The organism is Corynebacterium sp. Marseille-Q4381 (assembly GCF_036881695.1).
In the GTDB taxonomy this organism is placed as follows: domain Bacteria; phylum Actinomycetota; class Actinomycetes; order Mycobacteriales; family Mycobacteriaceae; genus Corynebacterium.
On record NZ_JBAJNR010000004.1, the window covers coordinates 55126 to 80543 of the forward strand.

The following is a 25418-nucleotide window of genomic DNA, read 5'->3' on the forward strand; positions in this document are numbered from 1 at the left end:
CCGGCGCGCCGGCGCGGTGCGGGCGTCTTGCCCCGATAGCGTAAGCGCAGATACAAGTCTGCGACGAAAGGTGACACGTCCCAATGGGCAGCCCGAGCCTGATCATTTTGCTGATCATTGTCGTGTGGGTGATTGTGCTGGCACCACTGGTGTTCGGCAACAACAAGCCGATCCGCCGCTCCGGCGACGGTTACGAGGAGACCCGCGTGCTGCACCAAGGCGGCACCACCGCGGTTGCCGCTCGCCGGCGCCCGAAGCTGACGGCCGCCGATGTCCACCGCTACGACGCGCCTGAGGGCGAGGAGTACGAGGTGGTCGAAGTTGCCGAGGAGGAGCAGGTGCTTGTCGACGACACCCCGAACCTCCCCAGCCCCGTCATCATCGACGCCGAACCCGAACCGGAGGAGCCGGAGGCGCCGGCCGAAGAGCCCGCGCCCACCGGCGGCTCCACCGCGTACTCCGTCCTTCGCGCCCGCGCAGCGGCTGCATCGAGCACGCAGGAAGCAGACGCGCAGGAGCGCTACGAGGCTGCCGAAACCTACCTGGATGCGAGCGACTTCGGATACGAGCCTGAAACCGGCGCCGAGGAAGCGGCGCCGGCTGAGGAATTAGGGCCCGCAGTCGAACCTGCCGAAGACCCCGTCGCGGAGGAGGCTACCGACCTCGACGACGAGGATCTGGCGTTCGCCGAAGCTCGCCGAGGCCGCGGAGGCTACGACCCGCGCCGCGACGAGCGCACCCGCGCAGACCGTTATAAGCGGCGCCAGCGCACCTTCTTGGGCCTTCTGATCGCCGACGTGGTGACGCTTGTGGCGGCCGTAGTCGCCGGCGGCTGGGCGTGGCTGCTCCCAGCGGTCGCGATCGGTCTTACCGCTTGGTTCTTGGTTGCGCTGAACAAGGTGGTCAAACAGGAACGCGCGCTTCGCCAGCGCCGCATGCGCCAGCTGCGCCGCGCCCGCTTGGGTGTCGACTCCGAGCACCACCCGGGCATGAAACACACAGACCGCGTCCGCGCCGGCGCGGTAATTCTGGACATCGACGACGAGCACCCGGACTTCGACCATCTGCCGCGTTACCGCCAACCTGAACCGGTCCACGGCGGCCCATACCGCGGCGGTGACGAGTACGACGACTACGACCGCGCCAGCTAACCGCCCCGTCTGTTCTCCCAGCTCACACCGGCGATTTAGCAATGCGGGATGCGCGGAGTAACGTCTAGCGCATCGAAGGGGCTATAGCTCAGTTGGTAGAGCGTTGCGTTCGCAATGCAAAGGTCAGGGGTTCGATTCCCCTTAGCTCCACGCAACACAACCCGCAGGTTGGCAACATCCTGCGGGTTTTGCCGTGTCTACCGGAAGGATCCCCGTTACCACAGAGAGAATCCGCCGCGCCGTCCTTATCGTCGCGCTTTTGAATTTCGCTTACTTCTTCGTCGAGTTCGCTGCCGCTGTTGCTATCGGCTCGGCGTCGCTGTTCGCCGACTCGGCGGATTTTTTGGAAGACACCGCGATTAACCTGCTGGTGTTCTTCGCGGTCGCCTGGCCCGCAAAGCGCCGCCAGCGCGTCGGCGGCGTGCTCGCCGCGCTGATCCTGATTCCGGCGATCGCGGCGATCGCCACCGTGGTGGCGAAGGTGATGAACCCGGTGCCGCCGTCGCCGGAGGGGCTGACCTTGGTTGCGGTCGGCGCGCTCGCGGTCAACGTCGCCTGCGCGGTGATCCTCATGCGGTTGCGCGAGGCCGGATCCAGCCTCACCACCGGCGCGTGGCTCGCCGCGCGCAACGACGCGGTGGCCAACGTGCTGATCATCGTCGCGGGTCTGTTGACCTTCGTGTGGCCCACAGCGTGGTTCGACATTGTCGTCGGTGCGATCATCGCCGCGATTAACCTGAGCGCCGCCAAGGAGGTGTGGGAGGCCTCCCGCGAGGAGCACGCGTCGGTGGAGGAGGCCTTCGCCGAGATGGAGGAGGACTAGCCCCACACGCCCGAGGCGCCGCGGCGCCACGTGCCGATCAGGTTCGTGTCCACGATGCCGACAGACTCCATCAGCGCGTACATGGTCACTGGCCCCACGAGGGTGAAGCCGCGGGACTTCAAGTCCTTGGCCAGCTGCTCCGATTCAGGGGAGCGGGTGGGCACCTCGTCCATGGTTCGCGGCTGCGGGTTCGTGTCCGGCTGGTAGGACCAAATGAAGTCGGCGAGGTTTGTGCCCTCGCCGCGGAGCGCAAGGGTGGCCTTGGCGTTGGTCACGCAGGCTTCGAGTTTGCGGCGGTTGCGGATCAGGGTGGCGTCGTCAAGCAGGTGCCCCACCTCCATCTCTGCAACTTTTACCGGGTCGAAGCCGAAAAACGCTTCGCGCAGGGCCTCGCGCTTGGTCAGGATGAGCCGCCACGACAAGCCGACCTGGAACCCTTCGAGGCACAGGCGCTCGAACATGCCCGCCTCGTCGCGCACCGGCATGCCCCACTCGGTGTCGTAGTAGCGCATGAGCAGCGCATCGGCCGCGGCCCACGGCGGGCGAGCGCGGCCGTCGTCGCCGACAATCGGTTCGAGTTTAGGATTCGTCATGCCCCTTTAGACTCCGTTCGTTACGGCCAGGTTCCATGAGTAGTGTTGTTCGCATGAACCGGCCCGCTGTGCGTGATTTCGCCCTGCTGCTTTTGCGCTGCGTGCTCGGCGTAGTGTTCGTCGCTCGTGGGTACGAGCGCTGGTTTGGCACCGGCATGCGCGCCTCGGCGCGGGAACTTGCAGCCGCAGGGGTTCCGCAGCCGAAGTTTAGCGCCTACCTTGTGGGCACCGTTGAGCTGATCGGCGGCGTCTTCCTCATCATCGGGCTACTCACCACGATCACTGCCGCCATCCTCGCGGTGATGATGCTGTTCGCGGGCTACTTCGTACACCTGCCGAACGGGTTCTTCGCGGAAAACGGCGGGGTGGAGTACCCATTGGTGCTCGCCGCGTCGTTGTTCATGATCGTGGTGTTCGGTACCGGCCGCGCCAGCTTGGACGGGGTGCTCACCCGCGATGCTTAGCCACGAGGAGGTCCGCGACGCGCTGTCCGCACGGATCGACGGAGAGCAACCCCTGCTTGACGACGCAGTTGTGGACGCCCACCTCGCCCAATGCGAGCCCTGCCGCGAGTACTTCTCCCAGGCGCTCGCTTTGGGCCGCCAGCTCCATGTAGCGGACGGGGATGGTCAACTCACCCCGCCGGATCTCTCCGACGTCATCCTCGCCGGCGTGGACGACCCGTGGCGGAAGATGGCGCAGCGCCGCATTGTCACGCTGACAATCGGGCGCGTGGCACTTGTGGTCATGGCGCTAACGTGGGCCGCGTGGGCGGTGCAATCGGTGGCCGGGGGCGCGGCCGGGGCTGGCGGTGTGACAGATGCCGCCGTACGCTTCGGCGTCGCGACCTCGCTGGCGCTGTGCGCCTGGCGGCCGGCGCAGGTCCCCGGCGTGCTTTTGATCGTGGGCACCATGTTCACGTTCACCGCCGGCTTTGCGGTGCGCGACGCGGTTCTGGGCGCGGGCGAGCTGGGGCCGGGCGTTGTTGTGGTGCCGTTGATCACCGCGCTCGCGCTGGTGTGGACGTGGGTCGCTGACCGCGGGATCGAAGTGCGCCGCGCCTGGTCGTACCTCAGCGCGAATCCGAGTTAGCGCCAGCTCGGTAGCCACATGAGCGACTGGAAATAGTCCTCCGGCACCATGTAGCCGTAGAAGATCGGCGACCAGTAGATGAAGCTCGCGGCCACCAAGGCGACGTAGACGATGACGGCCAGCTGCCCGGTGCGCAGCTGGGCGCCGGCGATCTTGCCCACCCAGGGCCAGCGCACCGGCTCACCCTTGCCGGCAATGTTGCCTAAGGCAAGTGCGATGAGCACCGCAGTGAACGGCACAAGTGCGGTGGCGTAGAAGAAGTACATCTGGCGGTCGAAGGCGGCCAGCCACGGCAGGAAGCCGGCGGCGAAAGCGATAAGCGGCACCATCACGCGGTAGTCGCGGCGCGTCACCCACACCCACAGCGCCCACAGCAGCACCGGCACCGTCAGCCACCAGATAGCTGGGGTGCCGAAGAGGTAGATCATCTCGCGGCACGTGCCGCCGTTGCCGCACTCGATGTCGGTGGCGGAGTAGTAGAGGATCGGCCGAGCGGAGACCAGCCACGCCCACGGCTTGGAATCCCACGGGTGTGAGTGCCCGGAGGACGATGTCAGCGAGCCGTGGAACTCGAGCACGGAGAAGTGGTAGTAGAGCCACCCGGCGATGGAAGACGGCAGGTTTGCAAGCCAGGGCCAGTCGGAGGAGGCGATGGTGCCGTCGGCAAGCGAATGCCTGTACACAGAGGTTTCCGAAGCAAACCAGGCGCGCCACGACCACAGGTAGAGCAGCGCCGGTAGCAGCACGATCGTCGCGAGCGCGGGCGGGACGTCCTTCGACAGCGCGCCGGCGAGGGGTTTCTCCACGCCGTAGCGCTTGCGCAGCCACAGGTCCCAGAACGAGCCGAGCAGGCCGAAGAACGCGATGTAGTACAGGCCCGACCACTTCACGGACAGGGCGAGTCCGAGCAGCACGCCTGTGGCGAAACGCCACCAGCGGAAACCAGTGCGCGGGCCGCGGGGGCCGGCAGATTGGAGCTCACCAGATGCCCACGCGTCGTGCCAGCGCTGGTGCGTCTGGCGCATGTCTCCCGCCAGCGTCCAGGCGGCGGCGACGATAAACAGAACTTGGAAGATGTCGAGCATGCCGAACTTGGCCGCGACGAGAAGCACACCGTCGAACAGCGCGATGGTGCCGGCGAGGACGCCGATGGTGGTTGACTGGCTCACGCGGCGGGCCAGGAGGAACGTGAAGACGATGACGGCTGAACCGAACAGCGCAGTCATCACGCGCCAGCCCAACGGGGTGTAGCCGAACAGCGCCTCGCCCGCGGCCAGCAGCTGCTTGCCCAGCGGTGGGTGCACCACCAGGCCGTAGCCCGGGTTCGACTCGATGCCGCCGAGCACCGGGTTGAACGAGGAGCGCACCATGTCCCAGCCTTGCGGCACGTAGTGTTTCTCGTCGAAGACCGGGGTGCCTGAACTGGTGGGCAGCGTCACGCCGATGAAACGGGTCAGTAGCGCCAACACGCCGATCACCGCTGCGGATATCGTGTCGCGGCGCGACCACGGCACCGTCACCGGCGCACCTGGCGCCGGGCGCTTGGGGCGGGTGACCTCCACCGCGCCGGCCGGATCCGGGGTGGGGCCTTGCGCGGGCGTATTCGCAACGACTGTACTCACGAGGAAGGATATTAGCTGCCTGCGCGTATGGTTGGGGTTTATGGTCGACCCCGTAACCGAGCTCCCCGCCCGCGGCGTGGTGCTGGCGGCGACGCCGCTGGGCAACATCGGCGACGCATCGCAGCGCCTGCGCGACGCGCTCGAGCGGGCGGACGTCATCGCCGCCGAGGACACCCGCCGGGCCAAGGCGCTCGCTGCCGCGCTCGGCGTGACCCCGCGTGGCCGGATCGTCTCCAACTTCGACCACAACGAGGACTCCCGCTCGGGCGAGCTGATCGACGCCGCCCGCGCCGGCGTGGTCCTCGTGGTCACCGACGCCGGCATGCCAATAGTTTCCGACCCGGGTCTCGCCCTGGTCGCCGCCGCGCACGACGCCGGTGTGGAAGTCACCTGCATCCCGGGCCCGTCCGCGGTCACGACGGCGCTCGCCCTGTCGGGCTTAAACGTCGGCCACTTCATCTTCGACGGCTTCGCTCCCCGCAAGCCCGGCGCGCGGGATGCGTGGCTGGAATCGCTGGTAGGGGAGAAGCGGGCGGTGTGTTTCTTCGAGTCGCCCCACCGCATCGCGGCCACGCTAGCGGGCGCCGCGCGCATCATAGGTCCCGGCCGCCGCGCCGCGGTGTGCCGCGAGCTGACCAAGACCTACGAAGAGGTCAAGCGCGCCACACTGGGCGAGCTCGCCGACTGGGCGTCGGAGGGTCTGCGCGGCGAGATCACCGTGGTCATCGAGGGCGGCGCGCCCGAGGCGCCCGAGCCGGAAGATCTCGTCGACGAGGTGCTGCGGAGGGTGGACGCCGGCGAGCGGATGAAGGACGCGGCGCGGGCTGTGGCCAAGGAAAACGGCGTGAAGGGCTCGGCGCTTTACGACGCCACGTTGAGCGCCCGCCAGCGTTAACACAGATTCCTCCAGTTCGAGACATGGGCGCCTTTCAGGTAGCCTGCGGGGGCAATTGATCGTCCCCTAAGGTTTCGAGGAGAACTCATGTCAGACCAAGACACCTCAGCGGCTAGCGAGCTTGCGTCGCTCATCGCCGCGGAGGAGCGCGGCGAGCTGGGCACCATCACCGCGCCTGAGGACCAGGTGGAGATGCAGTCGGAGCAGACCAACGCGCCTGTTTCGTGGGGCATTGTCGCCACCATCGCCGCACTCGTCGCGGCTATTGTTGCCTGGGCGCTGATCGCCCCCGAGAAATTCATCGACTTCGCCGACAACGCGTTCACCTGGGTCATGAACGACTTTGGCTGGGCGTTCGTCTTGTTCGGTACCGCGTTCGTCGTCTTCATCTTCGTCGTCGCGTTTTCCAAGTTCGGTTCCATCCGCCTCGGCGGCAACGACGAGCAGCCGGAATTCCGCACCTCGTCCTGGATCGCGATGATGTTCGCCGCCGGCATGGGCATTGGCCTGATGTTCTTCGGCGCCTCGGAGCCGCTCGCGATGTACCGCGACGGCGTGCCCGGCCACGAGCCGCACGAAGTGGGCACCGCCATGGCCCAGACCATGTTCCACTGGACGCTGCACCCGTGGGCGCTCTACGCCATCGTGGGCCTGGCCATCGCGTACTCCACGTTCCGCCTCGGCCGCAAGCAGCTGCTTTCGTCCGCGTTCGTCCCACTGATCGGCCAAGAGCGGGCTGACGGTTGGTTGGGCAAGCTTATCGACGGCTTCGCCATCTTCGCCACCATCTTCGGCACCGCTTGCTCGCTCGGCATCGGCGCCATCCAGATCTCTTCCGGCCTCGAGGCCTCCGGGTTCGTGGACAACCCCTCCGACAAACTGATCATCGGCATCGTCGCGGTACTCACCCTGGCGTTTCTGCTGTCCGCAATGTCGGGCGTGGGTAAGGGCATCCAGTGGCTGTCCAACTTCAACATGGTCATCGCAGCCCTGATCGCGATCTTCGTGTTCGTGCTCGGCCCGACGGTGAGCGCGCTGAACATGCTGCCAACCTCGATCGGCAACTACTTCTCGCAGTTCTTCGAAATGGCCGCCCGCACCGCCGAGAGCGCCGACGGCGAAGCCGGCGAGTTCCTCTCCGGCTGGACCATCTTCTACTGGGCGTGGTGGGCGTCCTGGTCGCCGTTTGTGGGCACCTTCCTGGCGCGCATCTCCCGCGGCCGCACGATCCGGGAATTCTGCCTCACTGTCCTGCTCGTCCCGTCGCTTCTGTCCACCATCTGGTTCGCCATCTTCGGCGGCACCGCGATCAAGTTCGAGCAGAGCGGCGAATCCATCTACGGCAGCGGCAGCTCCGAGGAGCAGCTGTTCAACCTGCTGCACATGCTGCCGGGCGGCTACTTCATAGGCATCTTCGCCGTGATTTTGCTGGGCACCTTCTTCATCACCTCCGCTGACTCCGCCTCGACCGTGATGGCGTCCTTGTCCCAGAACGGCCAGACCGAGGCGAAGCCGTGGCTCGCCGCTATCTGGGGTATCGCCACCGCCGCGGTCGGTCTGACCATGCTCACGGTAGGCGGCGCCGACTCCTTGAACGCGCTGCAAAGTGTCACCATCGTCGCGGCGTCGCCGTTCCTCATCATTTTGGTGGCGCTGATGTTCGCCATCGTCCGCGACGTTTCCAACGACTCCCTCTACCTCGCGCAGAAGGAGCAGGAGCGTTTCGCCCGCCAGCTGGCCATTGAGCGCCGCGCCCACCGCGACCAGGTCCAATTCGACAACCGCAAACGCCAGGTGAAGCAGATGCTCAAACCCCGCGGGCGTCAATAGCGACGCAGCGCAGCTCTGCCCGTTCGGCTGGAGTTGTAGGTCTACTGTCGTAGTTCAGCGCAAAAACTCCAGGTGGGGGTGGAGACCTACAACAGTAGAACTACAACTCGGGCCCAGGCGCAGCGCGTAACCGCGGCGGCACTGCCCGCCCATACGGCCTCCGGTAAGGAAACCGGGGGCCGTTCATTATGCTTGAGACCATGACTTCTCCCGAGACCAACCAGAATGTTCTTGTGTGCGTGGCGTGGCCGTACGCGAACGGCCCGCGCCACATCGGGCACGTCGCCGGCTTCGGCGTCCCCTCCGACGTCTTCGCCCGCTACCAGCGCATGACGGGCAAGAACGTGTTGATGGTCTCCGGCACCGACGAGCACGGCACCCCGCTTTTGGTGCAGGCCGATAAAGAAGGTGTCAGCGTGAAAGAGCTCGCTGACCGCTACAACAAGCAGATCGTTAACGACCTTGCTGGTCTCGGCCTGTCGTACGACTTGTTCACCCGCACCACGACGCGCAACCACTACGCAGTGGTCCAGGAGCTGTTTAAGGGCCTGTACGCGAACGGGTACATGATTAAGGAGACGACGCAGGGCGCGATCTCGCCGTCGACGGGGCGCACCCTGCCGGACCGCTACATCGAGGGAACGTGCCCGATCTGCGGCGCCACCGACGCCCGTGGTGATCAGTGCGACACATGCGGCAACCAGCTCGACCCGGCCGACCTGATCAACCCGGTGTCCAAGATCAACGGCGAGACGCCGGAGTTCATCGAGACGGAGCACTTCCTGCTGGACCTGCCGGCGCTGCACGACGCCCTCGAGGAGTGGCTGAAGGGCCGCCAGGACTGGCGTCCGAACGTGTTGAAGTTCTCCCTCAACCTGCTCGAAGACATGCGCCCGCGCGCTATGACCCGCGACATCGACTGGGGTATCCCGGTTCCCGTGGAGGGATGGGAGGACAACCCGTCGAAGAAACTCTACGTCTGGTTCGACGCAGTGGTCGGCTACCTGTCTGCCTCCATCGAGTGGGCGCAGCGAAGCGGCAACCCGGAGGCGTGGAAGCAGTTCTGGCAGGACCCGGCTACCGAGGGGTACTACTTCATGGGTAAGGACAACATCACGTTCCACTCCCAGATCTGGCCCGCAGAGTTGCTCGGCTACGCCGGCAAGGGCTCGAAGGGCGGCTCCGAGCACGCGCTCGGTGAGCTGAACCTTCCGACGGAGGTTGTCTCGTCAGAGTTTCTCACCATGAGCGGCTCGAAGTTCTCGTCGTCGAAGGGCGTCGTGATCTACGTCAAGGACTTCCTCGCCGAGTTCGGTCCTGACCCGCTGCGCTACTTCATCGCGGTGGCCGGCCCGGAAAACAACGACACCGACTTCACCTGGGACGAATTTGTCCGCCGCGTGAACAACGAGCTGGCTAACGGCTGGGGCAACCTGGTCAACCGCACCGTATCTATGGCGCACAAGAACTTCGGCCAGGTGCCGGTGCCGGGGCCGCTGCAGGAGGCGGACGAGAAGATCCTGGCCTTAGCCGAGGACACGTTCGCTTCAGCAGGCCAGGATTTGACCCGCGCACACTTCAAGGCGGCTGTGACCAAGGTTATGCACGTCGTCGGCGAAGCCAACGCCTACATCGCGGAAATGGAGCCGTGGAAGCTGGCGAAGGACGACGCCCAGCGAGAGCGCCTCGCTACTGTGCTGTGGACTGCGCTGCAGGTCGTCTCCGACTGCAACGCGATGCTTACCCCGTTCCTGCCCACCACAGCGCAGCGGGTGCACGAGACGCTCGGCCGCACCGGCACCTGGGCGGCGCAGCCGCGGGTGGAGGAAGTAACCGACGACGCCGAGTACGACCTTATCGGCGTGGGCCTGCCGGAGAAGGGGCAGACCTACCTCACGATCACCGGCGACTACTCGCAGGAGCAGGCGGCGTGGGCGCGCGTCGACGTTGTGCCGGGCACGGAGCTTTCCAAGCCCCAGCCGCTGATTGCCAAGCTCGAACCGGAGCTCGGCGAGACCGGGCCGGAGTGGGCCCCAGTGCAGTAATTACTACCCCTACACCCCCACCGCGGGCCTCGCACTCGTGAGACGCCCCGATTGGGGAGTGGGGGTTTCACATGCGCGCGAAACGTCACGCAAAATTCACTTTGAGTGGACGGTGTGTTCATCTTCGGGATCTACGATGAACGCATCGTCCATAATCCAAGGGGACCGTGAACGTGACGCGCAGCATCATTTTCGACTTCGATGGCACGCTCGCCATCGGGCATGGGCCCGTCGTGGCATATGCTCGTGAGCTGGCGAGCGTGGCTCGTGTGGGTTTTGTAGCCCGAGTTGAGGAAGCGCTGAGCAGTTTCGAATCAGGCCACTCCGACTACCTCGACGGCTACCAGGTCGTTGCGGAGCTCGCGGCTCGAGACGGGGTTCCTTCGGGGACGATGAGCAAGGCCTACCTAGCAAGCCGAGAAATGCTTGGGACTGCCGAGGCGCCCGTCAACGCGCCCGCTGGTCTCGCTGAGCTGCTTCGCACACTCAGTGAGCACGCCACCATCCACGTTGCGACCAACGCTCCCGCTACCGGGGTGGAACGTGTCTTTGATACGTGGGGAGTGGGTGATTTCATTGATCATCTTCACGTCAACGCGGGCAAGCCGGAGGGGTTGTACCCGATCATCAGGGATGCACTGGCAACCGGACCGGTGATGGCGGTGGGGGATATCGTGGCCAATGATCTCCAACCAGCGTTGGACCTGGGTGCGGACACAGCGTTGGTCGGTGCCACTGCCGTCACGAGTGGCGCGGATGTGACGATGCGAGGCGCTTCGCTGACGGACCTTCATGACGCGCTTGTTAGCTGGGCTCAAAGAGAACCCCGACCTACCGCGAAAGGCACTCATCATCATGCGTAAACCCGTTCTCGCGCTCGGCGCAATCCTCACAGCCACTGCACTTTCTGTAACCGGTTGCTCCTCCGATTCCGGCTCCGACTCCACTGGGATGTCAAACGCTTCGGACGCCAACGACTGGCCAGAGGAGATCACGATCTCTCTCGTTCCAGCAACAGAGGGCGAGAACCTCGCCGAAGCACTGCAACCGCTCACCTCGTACCTCTCCGATAACCTCGGCATCAAGGTAAACGGGGTTGTCGCCAACGACTACGCCGCGACGGTTGAAGCGATCGGCGCCGACCAGGCGCAGGTCGCCATCACCGACGCTGGCTCGCTCTATAACGCGATGAACCAGTACGACGCCAAGCTCATCCTGCGCGACGTGCGTTTCGGTGCGACGAAATACGCATCCGTGGCCTACACCAACAACCCGGATAAGTACTGCGACGAGGCCCCGGTAACAGCAACATACGAGGCCTCAAAGACCGAGTTCGCGTACTGCAACGGTATTGAGAAGGCTGGATCGACAGCCACCGGCACAGGCCCCGCGGCGACAAACGCTCTAGAGAAGATCGAGGCCGGCACCAAGGTTGCGATGCAAGCCGTCACGTCCCCAGCTGGCTACCAGTATCCGATCGTGACGATGGAAGACCAGGGCGTGGACGTGGACAAGCTCGACCAAGTGCCGGTGCAGGGTAACAACAATGCCATGCTCGCGGTGCTCAATGGCGATGCCGAAGTTGGCTTCGGCTACTGGGATGCCCGTGCATCCATCATCAAAGAGGCTCCGGAGGCCGCGACCGACATGGTCGCATTTGCGTACACCGAGATGATTCCGAACGGCGGCGTGGTCGTTACCGATACCCTGCCGGACGATCTCGTGGCCAAGCTCACCGACCTGATGGATAACTACGCAGACTCTTCGGACGAGGCGAAGCAAGTTATGCAGGACCTCGTTGGCCTGACCGATTGGACGGATGAGACGAACGAGGATGAGATCCAGCGTTACGGCGAGATTTACACCCGTTTCAAGTCCTAACCCGGAACGAAAGCTGATCATGGATAACGCGCGCGCATCGCAGATCACCCGCGAACCGTGGCCGATAGTCCTCGACCATGTCTCCGTGACATACCCGAACGGTACCCAGGCGTTGAAAGACGTCTCGGTATCCATTGAACCGGGGGAAATGGTCGCGGTAGTGGGTTTGTCCGGCTCGGGTAAATCCACCCTCATCCGGACGATGAACGGGCTGACCAGTGTTTCTGCGGGAACCGTTCAAGTTGGTCCCTACGCCATGAACGAGTTAAACGGGAAACAACTGCGTGAGGCGCGCGGCCAGATCGGCATGATATTCCAGCAGTTCAACCTAGCGGAGCGCACCGACGTCTTCCATAACGTCATGGTGGGCAGCTTCGCGCGAAACCCGTGGTGGCGCACCGTCTTCGACATCCCCGCTGCAGCGGATAAAGAGCTCGCGCTCAGCGCTCTGGATTCGGTCGGGATGTTGGAGAAAGTGTGGACCCGAGCAGGGGCTCTTTCCGGCGGTCAGAAACAGCGTGTGGCCATTGCGCGCGCACTCACGCAGGAGCCATCGGTCATGCTTGCCGACGAGCCTGTTGCCTCCCTCGATCCGCCCACGTCGCATTCTGTGATGAGCGACTTGCAGCGCATCAACCAAGAGCGCGGCCTGACGGTGATGGTTAACTTGCACCTGATTGACTTGGCGCGGCAGTACACGACGAGGCTGATCGGTTTGCGCCACGGCGAGTTGGTGTACGACGGTCCAACTGCCGACGCCACCGATGATGACTTCCAGCAAATTTACGGCCGTCCCGTTCAGGCCAAGGACAGGTTAGGGGAGCACTGATGCAGACTCCCGCGAAGCCGACAAGCCACCTTCGCTGGGCGCTCATTGTGCTCGCGGTCGTGGGGTTCACGGCCCTGACGATGACGCCGCAGATTGGCGGCATCGCCATCGACTTGGAATCCATCGCTCGCAACTGGCGCAACGGTGCAGCGAAGCTAGCGCAGATGGTGCACCCCAACTTTGCGTTCCTGCCGCGAACCGCGCTGCCGATGCTTGAGACCTTACAGATGGCCTTTGTGGGCGCGGTCCTGTCCGCAATCGTGTCGGTCCCGCTGACACTGTGGGCCGCACAGCCGACCAACCCGAACCGAATCGGACGGGTGGTAACGCGCACCCTAATAAACATCATGCGGTCAGTGCCCGACCTAGTGTATGCATCCATCTTGGTCGCCATGGTCGGAGTCGGGGCGCTTCCGGGTGTGATCACACTGTTCTTGTTCAACTTGGGCATCGTGGTCAAATTGGTTTCGGAGGCCATCGACTCGGCAGACCACTCCTACATGGAGGCGGGTCGGGCGGCGGGTGGCACGCAGCTCCAGATCAATCACGCGATGGCGCTTCCGCAAAACATGCCCCTGTTTGCCAATCAGTGGTTGTACACGTTGGAGCTCAATGTGCGCGTGTCCGCGATCTTGGGCCTTGTAGGTGCCGGCGGCATCGGCCGCCTACTGGAGGAGCGCCGATCCTTTTTTGCCTACGACGATGTCTCGATCATCATCCTTGAGATTCTGGTGGTCGTAGTTCTGGTCGAGATGATTTCCAACTGGCTGCGAAAGAGACTGGTGTAGATAATGCCGGGCAAGCCGAGGAAAACGTACGAGACCATCGCTGCCATCCTGCTTGGTCTCTTAGTGATCGTTTCGATCGCGACGCTGAACATTACGTGGAGTGAGCTTTCGCAGGTACCCGGGCAGGTTTGGCACTACCTGCAACTGATGTTTGCCGAGCCCGACTGGTCGAAGCTTGACCGCGCTTTGTTGGAGATGTGGCGGTCCATCTCAATGGCGTGGATCGGCATGATCGGCACTGTCGTGCTGGCCATCCCTCTCGGCATGCTGGCTGCGCGTGGCGTGGGGCCAGCCTGGCTGAGGGCCCTGCTGCGGGGCCTTTTCGCCGTCATCCGCGCCTTCCCGGAAGCGGTGATCGCCATTATCTTGCTTACGGTCACCGGGCTCACGCCGTTCACCGGGGCGCTGGCTTTGGCCATTTCGGGAATCGGTCAGCAGGCAAAGTGGGCCTACGAAACGATTGAGTCCCTTCCGCCGGGTCCGGCGGAGGCCGTGCGCGCTGCCGGCGGCACGACCGCTGAGACCGTGCGCTGGGCACTGTGGCCGCAGGCCGCGCCGTCGTTGATCTCGTTCGCGCTCTACCGTTTCGAGATCAACATCCGCACCTCGGCCGTGCTCGGCATGGTGGGCGCAGGCGGCATCGGTGCGATGCTGGCGAACTACACTAACTACCGTCAGTGGGACGTGGTGGGTATGACGTTGATCGTTGTCATTGTGGCCACCATGATCGTTGACGCTATATCCGGCACTATCAGACGCCGCATCATGGAAGGGGCTACCGTTCGTGCCAACGCAACCGAGTCAGGCCAGCCCGCCCACCGTCCGGATCGCAGCGGCGATGTCGTCGCTGCAACCGACGGAGCGAACGGTCGTTGATTTCATCGGTGCGGATCCAGCGTCGGCCGTAGAGATGACGGCGCAGCAGCTTGCCGATCACGTTGGGGTAAGTCGGGCAAGCGTTATCCGTACGGCGCAAACGTTAGGATACTCGGGATTTCCCCAGCTTCGCGTGGCGCTCGCGCAGGAAGTAGCGAGCGCCCGGGCGGCCACAGCGTTCGACCCCGCAACCGGTTCCATGCTCGACATGGTTCAGCACAATGTCGCGCAGTTTTCGCACCGCCTCGAGGCATCCTTCGGGGCGATTGATGGCACAGCGCTGGCCGAAACGGTGCGGCAGCTTGACGCAGCTGATCGCGTACTCGTGGTCGCGAACGGTTTTTCCGCGCCCCTCGGTCTCGACCTGGTGCAGCGGCTTATCTCGGCTGGCCGATCAGCGGAGTTCCATACCGATGCAATGGCGCAGCGCATTGCGGCGCACCACCTCGGAGCACAGTCGGTGTGTTTCGTCTTTTCCGGCTCGGGTGCGAACCGGCCCACGCTTGAGGCCGCGGAGCGGGCGCGGGAAAGCGGTGCGGCGGTGATCGCGATGACGAACTTCTCGCCGTCGCCGTTGACGCAGCTCGCCACCGTGGTGCTGCTCGTGCCGCCGGCGAACAACTCGTTTCAAGACGAGCTCATCCACACCTCCCGCGCGGCGCTGATGGTGCTCACGGAGCAAATCGTCGAGCTGCTGCTTGCCTATCGCGGTGAACGCGGGGCGGAGGCGCGTGGAGTGGTGCTCTCACTGCTCGGAGACGCGCTCGAAAGCTAACTGCAACGAGCCCTAGCGCCCGCCCAAGAACTGGTCCAAGAACACGGTGAGTTTGCCCGTTTCCTCGTCCTCGTAGCGGGTGTCCACGACCACCAGCGGGGCGACGTATTTCTCCCCCTTGTGGACGACGAGGTCGGTGCCGTAGGCGTCGGCAAGCAATGCCCACACGTAGCCCTCGCGCACCAGCGCATCGCCGAGTGCGGTGCCGTAGATGCGGGCCGTGTCGCCGCGCGGGTAGGACCGCTGCACGTCGCGCGGCAGGGCGAGGTAGTCGGCGAGCTCGCCCTCGAAGCTTTCCACGATGTCGTGCGGGGAGCCGTTGATGCCGCGGCCGGCGGCTTCGGCGAGGTCGGCGTTGATCTGGCGCTCGGTGGCGCTGTCGATGGGTTCGAATGCCATAGGGTTGGATTCTATGAGCAAGAAACCCCGCCCTACGCCAGTGCCCGCGGACCGCATCGACGGCCTGATTGACGCCCACACGCACCTCGCCTCGTGCAAGGTGCCGGCGGCGGAACTGGTTAAGCGCGCGACAGAGGCCGGCGTGGCGCGCATCTGCACCGTCGGGGACGGGCTTCGGGAGGCAGAACTTGCACTCGCCGCGGCGCACGAGTTCGACAACGTCTACGCCGCGTGCGCGATCCACCCGACTCGCGCGGGTGAGCTCGACGACGCCGCGCGTGCGCGCCTGACCGAGATGGCCGCAGATCCGCGCTGCGTGGCTGTGGGGGAGACCGGCATCGACACCTACTGGCTCACGCACGACCCGGACGCAACCGCGCCGCTTGACGTGCAGGAAGAGGCGCTGCGCTGGCACATCGACTTGGCGGTCAGCTCCGGCAAGGCGTTGATGATCCACAACCGCGAGGGCGATGCGGAGTTGATGCGGATTCTCGCGGACGCGCCCGCACCAAAGCACGTGATTCTTCACTGCTTCTCCTCGCCGCTCGGCGTCGCGCGCGAGGCGCTGGAGCGCGGCTACGTCTTGAGCTTCGCCGGCAACGTGACGTTCAAGCGCAACGAGGAGCTTCGCCAAGCCGCGGCTCTTGCACCGGCGGGGCAGTACCTGGTTGAGACCGACGCGCCGTACATGACGCCGGAGCCGTTCCGCGGGGCAGCCAACGAGCCCGCGTTGATCGGTCACACGGCGCAGCTGCTTGCCGACGTCCGCGGGACAAGTGTTGCCCAAGTTGCAGACGAGGTGCGTGAGACGTTTTCGCAGGTCTACGGGGTGTGATGCGCGACAAAAAACGCGCAATTACTTGAAAGTAATAGAAGCGTTACCGTATCGTTACCGCCATGTCTGCCGCGAAGAAAACGCTGAACCCGCCCCACGAGACCGCCTCGACCCCGAAGCGGGTCATCGCCGGTGCCGTCGCGGGCGCCGTCATCGTGGGCGGAGCCGGCACGGCACTGGCCGCTCAGAAGGACATCACCCTCGACGTCAACGGCGAGGCGACGAACGTGCGCACTTTCGCCGGCGACGTTTCTGGCGTGCTGCAGGCTGCCGGCGTGACCGTGGGCGCGCAAGACTTGGTGTACCCCGCGCCGGGCGAGCGCGTCTCCCGGGGCGACACCGTCACTGTGCGCACCGCCAAGCCGGTCGCGGTGGTGATCGACGGTGTGGCTCAGGAGCTCACCTCCACCGCGGCCACGGTCGGCGAGCTGATGGACGAGGCCGGGGTGGACGCTGCCTCCGCAACCGACGTCGACCGAAACGCTCCGGTGACCGAGGGCCTTTCCGTCGACGTGACCACCCCGAAGGTCGTCGGCATCACTGACGCAGGCGTGCAGCACTTCACCACGGCCGCGGCGAAGACCGTCGGTGAGCTGCTCTCGTCCCGCGGGGTCACGCTCAGCTCCAACGACCGAGTCAACGTTCCGCTCGACGCGGCGGTGACGCCGAACATGGACATCGTGATCGACCGGGTGCAGGTGCTGCGCTCCTCCGAGATCGTTGAGGTGGTTGCCGAGCCGTCCTACGTCGAGGACCCGAACTTGGACGAGGGGGTCGAGGAAGTCCGCGCCGAGGCTGTCCCAGGTGAGACTGAGGTCTACCACCGCACCGTCACGGTGAACGGGATTGAGGAGTCGCGCCACGTCGCGGGCGAGCGCGTGGTCCGCGAAGCGAAGCCCGCGACCATCGCGCGCGGCACCAAGCCGGTCGCGAGCAGCGCGGCCGCCCCTGCTGCCCCTGCTGTTGCTTCCGGCTCGGTGTGGGACGCGCTCGCGCAGTGCGAGTCGGGCGGCAACTGGTCCATCAACACCGGCAACGGTTTCCAGGGCGGCCTGCAGTTCACGCCGTCGACCTGGGCCGCGTACGGCGGCACTGAATACGCCCCGCTGGCGCATATGGCCACCCGCGAGCAGCAGATCGCGGTCGCCCAGCGCACGCAGGCGTCCCAGGGTTGGGGCGCGTGGCCGGCGTGCACTGCCTCGCTTGGCATCCGCTAGTCTCGCCGTATGGCAGATTCCCACCTGCTGGGGCCAGTCGAGATCCGGGAACTGGCTTCAGAGCTCGACGTCACCCCCACGAAGAAGCTCGGACAGAACTTCGTCCACGACCCCAACACCGTCCGCCGCATTGTCGCGGCCGCGGAGCTTTCTCCCGACGACGTTGTGGTGGAGGTTGGCCCCGGGCTGGGGTCGCTGACCCTGGGGCTTGTGGATACGGTCTCACACGTTGTCGCGCTCGAGATCGACCCGCGCCTCGCCGGCCGGCTTGCGCAGACAGTTGGTCAGCGCGCGCCGGAGTTTGCAGATCGCCTGACCGTGCTCAACACCGACGCGCTGCAGGTGGCTCGCGCGGATGTTGCCGCCGCCGACGCGGTGCCCACCGCGCTGGTGGCGAACCTGCCCTACAACGTCTCAGTGCCCGTCTTGTTGCACCTTTTGGCGGAGTTCCCCTCCATCCGCCGCGTGCTGGTGATGGTGCAGAAAGAAGTCGCCGACCGCCTCGCGGCAACACCGGGTTCCAAGATCTACGGGGTCCCCAGCGTCAAAGCGGCGTTCTACGGCGAGGTATCGCGCGCCGGCACCATCGGCAAGAACGTCTTCTGGCCGGCGCCGAACATCGAGTCCGGGCTGGTGCGCATCGACGTCGACCCGCACCGCGACAGGGGGCTTCGGGAGCATGTTTTCCCGCTTGTCGACGCAGCGTTTTCCCAACGCCGCAAAACTCTGCGCTCCACGCTTTCGAGTGTCTACGGCTCGCCGGCTGCCGCCGAGGAGGCGCTTCGCGCGTCAGGCATCGAACCGGGCCTGCGCGGCGAGGCCCTGGGCGTGGACGACTTCATCCGCCTAGGCGAGATGCGAAGGAGCGTCGCCGATGACTAGCCGCGAGATCGAGCCGCGCACGTTCACCGCTTCGGCGCCGGCGAAGGTGAACCTGCACTTAGGCGTCTCTAACGTCATCGATTCCGGCTACCACGAGCTGATCACGGTCTTCCAGGCCATCGACCGCCGCGAGGTGGTGCGCCTGGTAGTGGAGCCGGACGAGGAACCCACGCGCGCGGAATCGGTGGTCACCGGCATCACCACCCGCTGGCTCTACGATGACGACCTGCCCGAGGACATCGACACCCCCGACAACCTGGCGTGGCGCGCGGTGGATCTCGCAGTGAACTCGTTCCGCAACGGATGCAACCACACCGCTGGCGTGACCCACCCGGCGCTGCCGAAGGTGCGCATCGAGGTGGACAAGTCGGTGTTCGTCGCTGGCGGCATGGCCGGCGGCTCCGCGGACGCGGCCGCAGCGCTGCTCGCCGCGAACCACTACATCGAGCACTACTTCGGCGAGCCGTACGCTCCAGACCATTTCACCAGCTCCTCGGCGCCCGTCCTCGGCGCGGACGTCCCGTTCGCGGTGCTGGGCGGCAACGCTGTCGGCAAAGGCCGCGGGGATTCGCTCAGACCGCTTCCTGGCGGCGGCACCTTCTGGTGGGTGTTCGTCAACCCCGCAACCACCATCAGCACGAAACTCGCCTTTGCCAAGCTGGACCAGCTGCGCGCGAACGACCCGGACCTGACTCCCAACATGGACGTCGGCCCCGTGTCCGACGCGCTCATCTTGGGCGACCCGCACGCCCTGGCCAAGGCGCTGCACAACGACCTCGAGCTGCCGGCGCGTCTGATGCGCCCGCAGCTCGGTGAGCTGCTCGAGTTCGGTAACGCCGAAGCGCTGCGCGCCATCGTCTCCGGCTCGGGGCCAACCGTGGCCTTGCTGTGCGAAAGCGGAGAGCACGCGCGTAAGGTCCGCGCGCGGGTTAGCGAGGTCTTCCCGCGCTACACCTCCTTCGCGGCGTCTGGCCCGGCGCATGGCACGCAGATGCTGCCGTGAACCTGCTCGACTCGCTTCGTTACCACCTCGACGGCACCAGCGGTGCGTTGGACTCTGCGTACTCGCCGATTACTGCGGGGAAGGGTCGGAAGGGGAAATACGTGCCGTCGGTAAGCAGCCTGCTCCGAAGCTTCGTCGCCGTGGACTTTGAGACCGCGAACCGGGTCGGCGGGGCGTCTGCGTGCCAAGTCGCGATGGTGAAAGTCGCCGACTTCGAGGTGGTCGACGCGTTTTGCACGTACCTGCGCCCGCCCGAGGAACACATCGCGTTCGAGTTCAGCCACATCCACGGCATCTACCGCGGCGACATCGACGACGCCCCGAGCTGGTTCGACATCGCCGACGACGTGGTCGATTTCGTTGGCGACGCGCCCGTGTACGCGCACAACGCCACGTTCGACGCTTCCGTGTGGCGCGGCCTCGACCGCTACTACTTCACGGGCACGGTGCCGGCCCAGATGTACTGCACCGCGCGAATGGCAAGGCGGCTGCTGCCGGAGCTTTCTGACCACACCCTGCCCACCGTCGCCGCGTTCTGCGCGCCGGGTTTTCCGCTGAACCACCACCGGGCGGACTCCGACGCGCTGGCGTGCGCGCACATCGTCGCCTACTTCCAAAGAAGCCGGGGGTTGCACGGTTTGCTTGCGCCGTAAGATTGGGCCTCGATGGCAAACCTGATCAACTTAGAAAACGTCTCCAAGACTTGGGGCTTGAAAACGCTGCTCGACGGTGTGTCGCTGGGCGTGCAGAGCAGCGAACGAATCGGCATCGTCGGGGTCAACGGCGGCGGTAAAACCACGCTGCTCGAGGTGCTGACCGGCATTGAGCCGCCGGACGCGGGCCGGGTGTCGCACAACTCCTCGCTGCGCATGGCCGTGGTGACGCAGCGATTCGAGCTCGACCCCGCGCTGACCGTGGGCGAGGCCGTTGTGGCGCCGTTGGGGCTCGAGACCTTCGAGTGGGCGTCGAACGCCAAAGTGCGCGAGGTGCTCGCCGGCACGGGCGTTGCCGCGCTCGGGCTGGACACGCCGGTGGGCGAGCTCTCGGGCGGCGAGCGGCGCCGCGTGAACCTCGCTGCGGCGCTGGTGCAAGATCTGGACCTAGTGGTGCTGGACGAGCCGACGAACCACCTCGACGTCGAAGGCGTGCAGTGGCTGGCCGACCACCTGCTCTCGCGCAAGCTCGCGGTTGTGGTGGTCACGCACGACCGCTGGTTCCTCGACACCGTGGCGAACCTGACGTGGGAGGTCCACGACGGAACCGTCGACGTCTACGAGGGCGGTTACAACGATTGGACCTTCGCGCGCGCCGAGCGGGCCCGCCAAGCCGACGCCATTGAGCAGCGGCGGCAGAACCTGGCGCGCAAGGAGCTTGCGTGGTTGCGCCGCGGTGCGCCGGCGCGCACCTCCAAACCGCGCTACCGGATCGCAGCCGCCGAGGCGCTAATCGCCAACGTCCCGGCCCCGCGTGACAAGGTCGAGCTGATGGCGTTTTCCAAGCAGCGCCAGGGCCGCGTGGTCATCGAGCTGGAAGACGCGCGCATCGACGCCCCCGACGGGCGCACGCTGGTCGACCACCTCACCTGGCGCCTCGCGCCGGGCGAGCGTATCGGTCTCGTCGGCGTCAACGGCTCCGGCAAAACTACGCTGCTGCGAACTTTGGCGGGGGAGTACCCGTTGGCTGCGGGCAAGCGCATCGAGGGCCAGACCACGCGCATCGGCTGGCTGCGCCAAGAACTCGACGACCTTGACCCGACGCGGCGCGTCATCGACGCGGTGGAAGACGTCGCCACCTACATCGAGCTAGGGAGGGGCCAGCTTTCGGCCTCCCAGCTCGCGGAGCGGCTCGGGTTCTCACCCAAGCGCCAGCGCACCCCAGTCGGCGACCTCTCCGGCGGCGAGCGGCGCAGGTTGCAGCTCACGCGCGTGCTGATGGCGGAGCCGAACGTGCTGCTGCTTGATGAGCCGACCAACGACCTCGACATCGACACCCTCCAAGAACTCGAGGACCTGCTGGACAACTGGGCCGGGACCTTGGTGGTCATCTCCCACGACCGCTACCTCATCGAGCGCATTGCCGACACCACCTATGCGCTGTTCGGCGACGGCAAGCTCACCAACCTGCCCGGCGGCATCCAGCAGTACCTGGACCGCCGCGCCGCCGAGCAGGTCAGCACCGGTGTGCTGGATCTGGGCGCGGGCGATCCGCAGGCTGGCGCCGCCCCCGCCAAGACGTTGTCTTCGCAGGAGGAGCGCGAGCTGCGCAAGAAGATGAACGCGCTCGAGCGCAAGCTGGAGAAGGCCGGCAAGGACGTGGCCGCGCTCGAGGCGGAGATCACCGAGCTGTCCGGCGGCGCCGGCCCCGATTTCGAGGCGATCGGCGCGAAGACCAAGGCGCTTGCGGCGCTGCGCGACGAACGCGGCGAGCTGGAGATGCAGTGGCTCGAACTCGGGGAGCAGCTCGAGGCCTAATCGTCCACAATGGTGCCATGCGCACCCCACTCGTCGCCCTCGTCCTCGCAGGCGGCCGCGGCAGCCGCCTCACGCCGCTCACCGACCACCAGCCGAAGCCCGCGGTGGCGTTCGCCGGGAGCTACAGGCTTATCGACGTCACCCTGTCCAACCTCACCCACTCCGGCATCAACAACGTGTGGATCGCCGAGCAATACCGCCCCAACTTCCTGAACCGGTACTTGGCAGGCGGGCGCCCCTGGGACTTGGACGGCACCTTGGCGGGGCTGCGGGTTCTCCCGCCCGGCGAGGGCGGCACCGAGGACGGCTTCAGTGAAGGCAACGGCCACGCCCTGTACCAGCACCTCGACGAGGTGGAGGCGGCGGGCGCCGAGACACTGGTGGTCATGAGCGCCGACCACCTCTGCCAGCTGGACCTTCGCGATGCCGTTGCCCAGCACGAGCAACTCGGCAGCGACGTCACTGTAGTGACCACCGAGGTCGCCGAGGACCCCTCCCGCTACGGCGTTATCCAGACCGACGGCGACCGGGTCACCGAGTACGCCTACAAACCTGAGTCGCCGAAGGGCCACGTGATCGCGACCGAGGTCTTCGTCTTTCGCGTGGCGGCGCTGCGCGCCGCGTGCGACGCCCTGGTCAGCGAAGGATCTGACGGTGCTGAACTGGGCGATTACGGCGAAACCATCCTGCCGCACATGGTGGAAAACGCCTCCGTGCACGCGTACCGCTCGGACGGTTACTGGCGCGACGTCGGCACCATCGACGCCTATTTCCGGGCGCACATGGAACTCATCGACGGCACCGGTTTCAACCTCTACGACCCCGACTGGCCCGTTTTGAGCAACCTCTCGACTTCCACGCCGGCCCGGATTAGGCCTGAGGCCAAGGTCGACAACTCGCTCATCTGCCCGGGCGCCGACGTTGCGGGCGAGGTTACCCACAGCCTGATCGGCCCCGGTGTGCGTGTGGAGCGGGGCGCGAAGGTGGACCGTTGCGTGCTCACCGCGGATGTGGTGGTGCCCAGCGGCGCGCATTTGGAATCCGTCATTGCGGACACCGGAGCACACGTCGGTCCCGGCCGCACCGGGGCGACGAAACCGGGCCCGGGAAACATCACCGTGCTGACCGCGGAGTTGTAGTCCCACAGTTGTAGTACAGCTCGAGAGCCGCAGGTGGGGCCGGAGACCTACAACTCTAGAACTACAACTCCAGCGGACCCGCGCCCCGGGCAAGACGGCGGGCTCTACCATAATCGAAACAGATGTGGCAAAATGATACGCATGTGGAATATCGGACATAACTCTAAGAAAGTTGCGGGCGTCGCCGCCGTCACCGCAGCGCTTGTCGCCGGAGCGTTCGCACCGGCCGCCTCCGCCCAGCCGCAGAGCTCTGCGCCGTTTATGGATCTCCAGGTCAACGGCCTGTCGTCGCAGGCGAACATCGTGGTGCCGCAGCTGCCGGACATTGAGGTGCCCCGCGAGGTTGTTGACGGCGCCAAGCGCGTCGGCATCACCCTGCCGGAGCGCATTGAACTGTCGAAGCGGCTCGGTGGTGCCGCACCGCAGGATGAGGTCAGCGCCACCGAGCGCGACCTCGTCGCGGCCTCCGAGGCGCAGCTGGTTAAGGAAGGCCACCGCCGCGACGACGAGGCGCAGCGCATTGCCGCTGAGTGGGCTGCCCAGGCGGCTCGCGGGGAGGCCACGTTCAACGGCAACGTCGGCCGCGGCACGACGGCCACTGACCGCGGCACCGGCCAGATCTACCGCCTGAACCCGGCGCAGGCAGCTGAGCGCATCACGTGGCTGCGCCGCGACGAGACTACGAACCGCGTCAGTACCAACCCCGTCAAGGAGCCGAAGCGCTTCGGCGTCGCCACCGCGCGAAACGGCGAGACCGTCTACTTGGTGGAGTACTTCCTCAACTAGAACTACCATTGGCGCGCAGGCGTCGGTTACCGTGGATGGTATGAGCGAAGAGTCTGTGAAGAAGCCGCCGAAGCTGTCCAAGAAGGCGTATGAGAAGGAGCTGCTGCGTCTTCAAGCGGAGCTCGTAGCCATGCAGCAGTGGGTGGTGGAAACCGGCGCTCGCATCGTGATCATCATGGAGGGCCGCGACGCGGCGGGCAAGGGTTCCGCGATTAAGCGGATCACCCAGTACATGAACCCGCGCACCTGCCGCATTGAAGCGCTGCCGAAGCCGACTGAGCGCGAGCAAGGGCAGTGGTACTTCCAGCGCTACGTGGAGAAGTTGCCGGCGGCGGGCGAGATCGTCATCTTCGACCGTTCTTGGTACAACCGCGCAGGCGTGGAGCGCGTCATGGGCTTTTGTACCTCGCAGGAGTACCGCCGCTTTCTGCACCAGGCGCCGATCTTCGAGCGTCTTCTGGTTGAAGACGGCATCATGCTGCGCAAGTACTGGTTCTCGGTGTCCGACGAGGAACAGTACAAGCGCTTCGTGTCGCGCCGCGAGGATCCGTTGCGGCAGTGGAAGCTCTCGCCGATGGATCTCGAATCCATCACGAAGTGGGAGGAGTACTCGCGCGCGAAAGACGAGATGTTCATCCACACCGACATCCCGTCTGCGCCGTGGTACACGGTGGAAAGCGAGGACAAAAAGCGCTCCCGCATTAACGTGATCTCGCACCTGCTCTCAACGATCCCGTACGAGCACGTCGCCCTTGACCTGCCCGAGATCCCGGAGCGCCCCGAGACCACCGATTACCTGCGCCCGCCGCGCGACGAGTTCCGCTACGTGCCGGACGCCGCCGCCAAGCTGGAGGAGCCAAAGGTGGAAGGTAAGAAAAAGAAAAAGGGCAAGAAGCGCTAGGCAGCTTGTCGACGCTACGCTTTCTTCGGATACCCCCTCGGCGTCGACACCGTCTTGTTCTTGGGGATCCAGAACCTCAGCGGGGCGTCGGCGTTCTTGCTGATGCCGATGCGCGGCCCCGCCACCCATTCCGGCTCCTCCGCACGCTCTGTGAGCTGGACCGGAGTGCCGTTGTCCGGCAGTGTTAGTCCTAAAGCTTGGCCGAGGTTGCCCGGCCCGCGCGCCAAGTTCTCGTAGGGGATGGGTGCGCGCTCCGGCCGCTGGCGCCGTTGGCGCGCGAGCTCCTCGCCAGCTACGACTTCGCCGCCGCGCATGAGGCAACCTTGGCCCTCGCCTTCGGGGGCGCAGACGATGTTGCCGTTGTGGTGGATGCCGTAGGAAAAGTAGACGTACAGCCGCCCCGGCGGACCGAACATCGACGCGTTGCGCGCCGTCTTCCCGTTGAAGGTGTGTGCCGCGGGATCGAGGGAGCCCACGTACGCCTCGACCTCCGTTAACCGGATGCTCACCCCGTTGTGCGTGATCACGCACCCCAGAAGCTGCGGGGCAACAATGTCGGCGGTCTGGGTGAAATCGATCATCCAA

Annotated in this window: 26 protein-coding genes, 1 tRNA gene and 1 pseudogene; 24 read left to right on the forward strand and 4 right to left on the reverse strand. The window is 65.5% G+C overall.

The window, feature by feature from the left end:
• Nucleotides 1-83 precede the first annotated feature (83 nt).
• The 3 genes from sepX to V6D40_RS04465 all read left to right on the forward strand — a co-directional run bounded on the left by sepX (nucleotide 84) and on the right by V6D40_RS04465 (nucleotide 1974).
• The gene (gene sepX, locus V6D40_RS04455; protein ID WP_334289165.1) at nucleotides 84-1151 is read left to right on the forward strand and encodes a divisome protein SepX/GlpR; all 1068 of its coding nucleotides are present in this window, start codon (nucleotides 84-86) and stop codon (nucleotides 1149-1151) included.
• Between the two features lie 77 nt (nucleotides 1152-1228).
• Nucleotides 1229-1301 (forward strand) — tRNA-Ala (locus V6D40_RS04460).
• Between the two features lie 43 nt (nucleotides 1302-1344).
• Nucleotides 1345-1974 carry a cation transporter gene (locus V6D40_RS04465; RefSeq protein WP_334289166.1) on the forward strand — a complete coding sequence of 210 codons (630 nt, stop codon included), beginning with the start codon at nucleotides 1345-1347 and terminating at the stop codon, nucleotides 1972-1974.
• On the opposite strand, the gene V6D40_RS04470 is transcribed toward V6D40_RS04465, so the two are convergent.
• A complete protein-coding gene (locus V6D40_RS04470; RefSeq protein WP_334289167.1) occupies nucleotides 1971-2567 on the reverse strand; it encodes a DNA-3-methyladenine glycosylase I in 597 nt (198 codons plus the stop codon). The two genes, V6D40_RS04465 and V6D40_RS04470, sit on opposite strands and share 4 nt — an antisense overlap.
• A gap of 53 nt (nucleotides 2568-2620) precedes the next feature.
• Between V6D40_RS04470 and V6D40_RS04475 the strand changes: the two genes are divergently transcribed.
• Both V6D40_RS04475 and V6D40_RS04480 read left to right on the forward strand, forming a co-directional pair.
• A complete protein-coding gene (locus V6D40_RS04475) occupies nucleotides 2621-3031 on the forward strand; it encodes a DoxX family protein (RefSeq protein ID WP_334289168.1) in 411 nt (136 codons plus the stop codon).
• Complete coding sequence (locus V6D40_RS04480; RefSeq protein WP_334289169.1) at nucleotides 3024-3659, forward strand: zf-HC2 domain-containing protein; 636 nt, start codon at nucleotides 3024-3026, stop codon at nucleotides 3657-3659. Before V6D40_RS04475 ends, V6D40_RS04480 begins: the two co-directional genes overlap by 8 nt.
• On the opposite strand, the gene V6D40_RS04485 is transcribed toward V6D40_RS04480, so the two are convergent.
• A complete protein-coding gene (locus V6D40_RS04485; RefSeq protein ID WP_442891887.1) occupies nucleotides 3656-5281 on the reverse strand; it encodes a dolichyl-phosphate-mannose--protein mannosyltransferase in 1626 nt (541 codons plus the stop codon). The two genes, V6D40_RS04480 and V6D40_RS04485, sit on opposite strands and share 4 nt — an antisense overlap.
• 40 nt (nucleotides 5282-5321) lie before the next feature.
• Here V6D40_RS04485 and rsmI point away from each other — a divergent pair, with 40 nt between their 5' ends.
• The 10 genes and pseudogenes from rsmI to V6D40_RS04535 all read left to right on the forward strand — a co-directional run bounded on the left by rsmI (nucleotide 5322) and on the right by V6D40_RS04535 (nucleotide 15200).
• A complete protein-coding gene (rsmI, locus tag V6D40_RS04490) occupies nucleotides 5322-6176 on the forward strand; it encodes a 16S rRNA (cytidine(1402)-2'-O)-methyltransferase (RefSeq protein WP_334289170.1) in 855 nt (284 codons plus the stop codon).
• A gap of 87 nt (nucleotides 6177-6263) precedes the next feature.
• Nucleotides 6264-8006 (forward strand): BCCT family transporter, encoded by a 1743-nt coding sequence (locus V6D40_RS04495; protein WP_334289171.1) that lies wholly within the window; start codon nucleotides 6264-6266, stop codon nucleotides 8004-8006.
• A gap of 188 nt (nucleotides 8007-8194) precedes the next feature.
• Nucleotides 8195-10051, forward strand: coding sequence for a methionine--tRNA ligase (gene metG / locus V6D40_RS04500; RefSeq protein ID WP_442891888.1), 1857 nt, complete (start codon nucleotides 8195-8197; stop codon nucleotides 10049-10051).
• Nucleotides 10052-10224: 173 nt separating this feature from the next.
• Nucleotides 10225-10914, forward strand: a complete 690-nt coding sequence (locus V6D40_RS04505; RefSeq protein ID WP_334289173.1) for an HAD family hydrolase — start codon at nucleotides 10225-10227, stop codon at nucleotides 10912-10914.
• The gene (gene phnD, locus V6D40_RS04510; RefSeq protein ID WP_334289174.1) at nucleotides 10907-11932 is read left to right on the forward strand and encodes a phosphate/phosphite/phosphonate ABC transporter substrate-binding protein; all 1026 of its coding nucleotides are present in this window, start codon (nucleotides 10907-10909) and stop codon (nucleotides 11930-11932) included. Before V6D40_RS04505 ends, phnD begins: the two co-directional genes overlap by 8 nt.
• A gap of 19 nt (nucleotides 11933-11951) precedes the next feature.
• Complete coding sequence (phnC, locus tag V6D40_RS04515; protein ID WP_334289175.1) at nucleotides 11952-12761, forward strand: phosphonate ABC transporter ATP-binding protein; 810 nt, start codon at nucleotides 11952-11954, stop codon at nucleotides 12759-12761.
• Nucleotides 12761-13549: a phosphonate ABC transporter, permease protein PhnE gene (gene phnE / locus V6D40_RS04520; protein WP_334289176.1), complete on the forward strand. Its 789-nt coding sequence runs from the start codon at nucleotides 12761-12763 to the stop codon at nucleotides 13547-13549. Before phnC ends, phnE (V6D40_RS04520) begins: the two co-directional genes overlap by 1 nt.
• 3 nt (nucleotides 13550-13552) lie before the next feature.
• Nucleotides 13553-14425, forward strand: a complete 873-nt coding sequence (gene phnE / locus V6D40_RS04525) for a phosphonate ABC transporter, permease protein PhnE (protein WP_334289177.1) — start codon at nucleotides 13553-13555, stop codon at nucleotides 14423-14425.
• Nucleotides 14388-14525 (forward strand): annotated as a pseudogene (locus V6D40_RS04530) (MurR/RpiR family transcriptional regulator); the annotation flags it as partial. The gene phnE (V6D40_RS04525) and the pseudogene V6D40_RS04530, both read left to right, overlap by 38 nt.
• A 108-nt stretch (nucleotides 14526-14633) precedes the next feature.
• Nucleotides 14634-15200, forward strand: coding sequence for a MurR/RpiR family transcriptional regulator (locus tag V6D40_RS04535; RefSeq protein ID WP_334289300.1), 567 nt, complete (start codon nucleotides 14634-14636; stop codon nucleotides 15198-15200).
• 12 nt (nucleotides 15201-15212) lie between these two features.
• Here V6D40_RS04535 and V6D40_RS04540 read toward each other — a convergent pair whose 3' ends face one another.
• On the reverse strand, nucleotides 15213-15599 hold the full coding sequence (locus V6D40_RS04540; protein WP_334289178.1) for a DUF3806 domain-containing protein: 387 nt from the start codon (nucleotides 15597-15599) through the stop codon (nucleotides 15213-15215).
• Between the two features lie 13 nt (nucleotides 15600-15612).
• Here V6D40_RS04540 and V6D40_RS04545 point away from each other — a divergent pair, with 13 nt between their 5' ends.
• From V6D40_RS04545 to ppk2, 9 genes are all read left to right on the forward strand, one after another.
• Nucleotides 15613-16434 carry a TatD family hydrolase gene (locus V6D40_RS04545; RefSeq protein WP_334289179.1) on the forward strand — a complete coding sequence of 274 codons (822 nt, stop codon included), beginning with the start codon at nucleotides 15613-15615 and terminating at the stop codon, nucleotides 16432-16434.
• Between the two features lie 62 nt (nucleotides 16435-16496).
• Nucleotides 16497-17651, forward strand: coding sequence for a transglycosylase family protein (locus tag V6D40_RS04550; RefSeq protein WP_334289180.1), 1155 nt, complete (start codon nucleotides 16497-16499; stop codon nucleotides 17649-17651).
• Between the two features lie 9 nt (nucleotides 17652-17660).
• The gene (gene rsmA / locus V6D40_RS04555; RefSeq protein WP_334289181.1) at nucleotides 17661-18533 is read left to right on the forward strand and encodes a 16S rRNA (adenine(1518)-N(6)/adenine(1519)-N(6))-dimethyltransferase RsmA; all 873 of its coding nucleotides are present in this window, start codon (nucleotides 17661-17663) and stop codon (nucleotides 18531-18533) included.
• Complete coding sequence (locus tag V6D40_RS04560; RefSeq protein WP_334289182.1) at nucleotides 18526-19536, forward strand: GHMP family kinase ATP-binding protein; 1011 nt, start codon at nucleotides 18526-18528, stop codon at nucleotides 19534-19536. Before rsmA ends, V6D40_RS04560 begins: the two co-directional genes overlap by 8 nt.
• The gene (locus V6D40_RS04565; protein ID WP_334289183.1) at nucleotides 19533-20189 is read left to right on the forward strand and encodes an exonuclease domain-containing protein; all 657 of its coding nucleotides are present in this window, start codon (nucleotides 19533-19535) and stop codon (nucleotides 20187-20189) included. Before V6D40_RS04560 ends, V6D40_RS04565 begins: the two co-directional genes overlap by 4 nt.
• Nucleotides 20190-20201: 12 nt before the next feature.
• A complete protein-coding gene (locus V6D40_RS04570; protein ID WP_334289184.1) occupies nucleotides 20202-22007 on the forward strand; it encodes an ABC-F family ATP-binding cassette domain-containing protein in 1806 nt (601 codons plus the stop codon).
• A gap of 17 nt (nucleotides 22008-22024) precedes the next feature.
• Entirely contained in the window at nucleotides 22025-23146 is a 1122-nt protein-coding gene (locus tag V6D40_RS04575; protein ID WP_334289185.1) for a glucose-1-phosphate adenylyltransferase family protein, read from the forward strand.
• Nucleotides 23147-23287: 141 nt separating this feature from the next.
• Entirely contained in the window at nucleotides 23288-23932 is a 645-nt protein-coding gene (locus tag V6D40_RS04580; protein WP_334289186.1) for a hypothetical protein, read from the forward strand.
• Nucleotides 23933-23972: 40 nt separating this feature from the next.
• Entirely contained in the window at nucleotides 23973-24833 is an 861-nt protein-coding gene (ppk2, locus tag V6D40_RS04585; RefSeq protein ID WP_334289187.1) for a polyphosphate kinase 2, read from the forward strand.
• 14 nt (nucleotides 24834-24847) lie between these two features.
• On the opposite strand, the gene V6D40_RS04590 is transcribed toward ppk2, so the two are convergent.
• Nucleotides 24848-25414, reverse strand: a complete 567-nt coding sequence (locus V6D40_RS04590; RefSeq protein WP_334289188.1) for a DNA-3-methyladenine glycosylase — start codon at nucleotides 25412-25414, stop codon at nucleotides 24848-24850.
• Between the last annotated feature and the right edge of the window lie 4 nt (nucleotides 25415-25418).

Coding starts and splice junctions, on each gene's coding strand:
- phnD (WP_334289174.1), top strand. CDS start 10,907: ATGCGTAAACCCGTTCTCGCGCTCGGCGCAATCCTCACAGCCACTGCA.
- V6D40_RS04495 (WP_334289171.1), top strand. CDS start 6,264: ATGTCAGACCAAGACACCTCAGCGGCTAGCGAGCTTGCGTCGCTCATC.
- V6D40_RS04470 (WP_334289167.1), bottom strand. CDS start 2,567: ATGACGAATCCTAAACTCGAACCGATTGTCGGCGACGACGGCCGCGCT.
- phnE (WP_334289177.1), top strand. CDS start 13,553: ATGCCGGGCAAGCCGAGGAAAACGTACGAGACCATCGCTGCCATCCTG.
- V6D40_RS04570 (WP_334289184.1), top strand. CDS start 20,202: ATGGCAAACCTGATCAACTTAGAAAACGTCTCCAAGACTTGGGGCTTG.
- V6D40_RS04580 (WP_334289186.1), top strand. CDS start 23,288: ATGTGGAATATCGGACATAACTCTAAGAAAGTTGCGGGCGTCGCCGCC.
- sepX (WP_334289165.1), top strand. CDS start 84: ATGGGCAGCCCGAGCCTGATCATTTTGCTGATCATTGTCGTGTGGGTG.
- ppk2 (WP_334289187.1), top strand. CDS start 23,973: ATGAGCGAAGAGTCTGTGAAGAAGCCGCCGAAGCTGTCCAAGAAGGCG.
- rsmA (WP_334289181.1), top strand. CDS start 17,661: ATGGCAGATTCCCACCTGCTGGGGCCAGTCGAGATCCGGGAACTGGCT.
- rsmI (WP_334289170.1), top strand. CDS start 5,322: ATGGTCGACCCCGTAACCGAGCTCCCCGCCCGCGGCGTGGTGCTGGCG.
- V6D40_RS04590 (WP_334289188.1), bottom strand. CDS start 25,414: ATGATCGATTTCACCCAGACCGCCGACATTGTTGCCCCGCAGCTTCTG.
- V6D40_RS04545 (WP_334289179.1), top strand. CDS start 15,613: ATGAGCAAGAAACCCCGCCCTACGCCAGTGCCCGCGGACCGCATCGAC.
- V6D40_RS04575 (WP_334289185.1), top strand. CDS start 22,025: ATGCGCACCCCACTCGTCGCCCTCGTCCTCGCAGGCGGCCGCGGCAGC.
- V6D40_RS04540 (WP_334289178.1), bottom strand. CDS start 15,599: ATGGCATTCGAACCCATCGACAGCGCCACCGAGCGCCAGATCAACGCC.
- V6D40_RS04480 (WP_334289169.1), top strand. CDS start 3,024: ATGCTTAGCCACGAGGAGGTCCGCGACGCGCTGTCCGCACGGATCGAC.
- phnE (WP_334289176.1), top strand. CDS start 12,761: ATGCAGACTCCCGCGAAGCCGACAAGCCACCTTCGCTGGGCGCTCATT.
- V6D40_RS04550 (WP_334289180.1), top strand. CDS start 16,497: ATGTCTGCCGCGAAGAAAACGCTGAACCCGCCCCACGAGACCGCCTCG.
- V6D40_RS04475 (WP_334289168.1), top strand. CDS start 2,621: ATGAACCGGCCCGCTGTGCGTGATTTCGCCCTGCTGCTTTTGCGCTGC.
- V6D40_RS04535 (WP_334289300.1), top strand. CDS start 14,634: ATGGTTCAGCACAATGTCGCGCAGTTTTCGCACCGCCTCGAGGCATCC.
- phnC (WP_334289175.1), top strand. CDS start 11,952: ATGGATAACGCGCGCGCATCGCAGATCACCCGCGAACCGTGGCCGATA.
- metG (WP_442891888.1), top strand. CDS start 8,195: ATGCTTGAGACCATGACTTCTCCCGAGACCAACCAGAATGTTCTTGTG.
- V6D40_RS04560 (WP_334289182.1), top strand. CDS start 18,526: ATGACTAGCCGCGAGATCGAGCCGCGCACGTTCACCGCTTCGGCGCCG.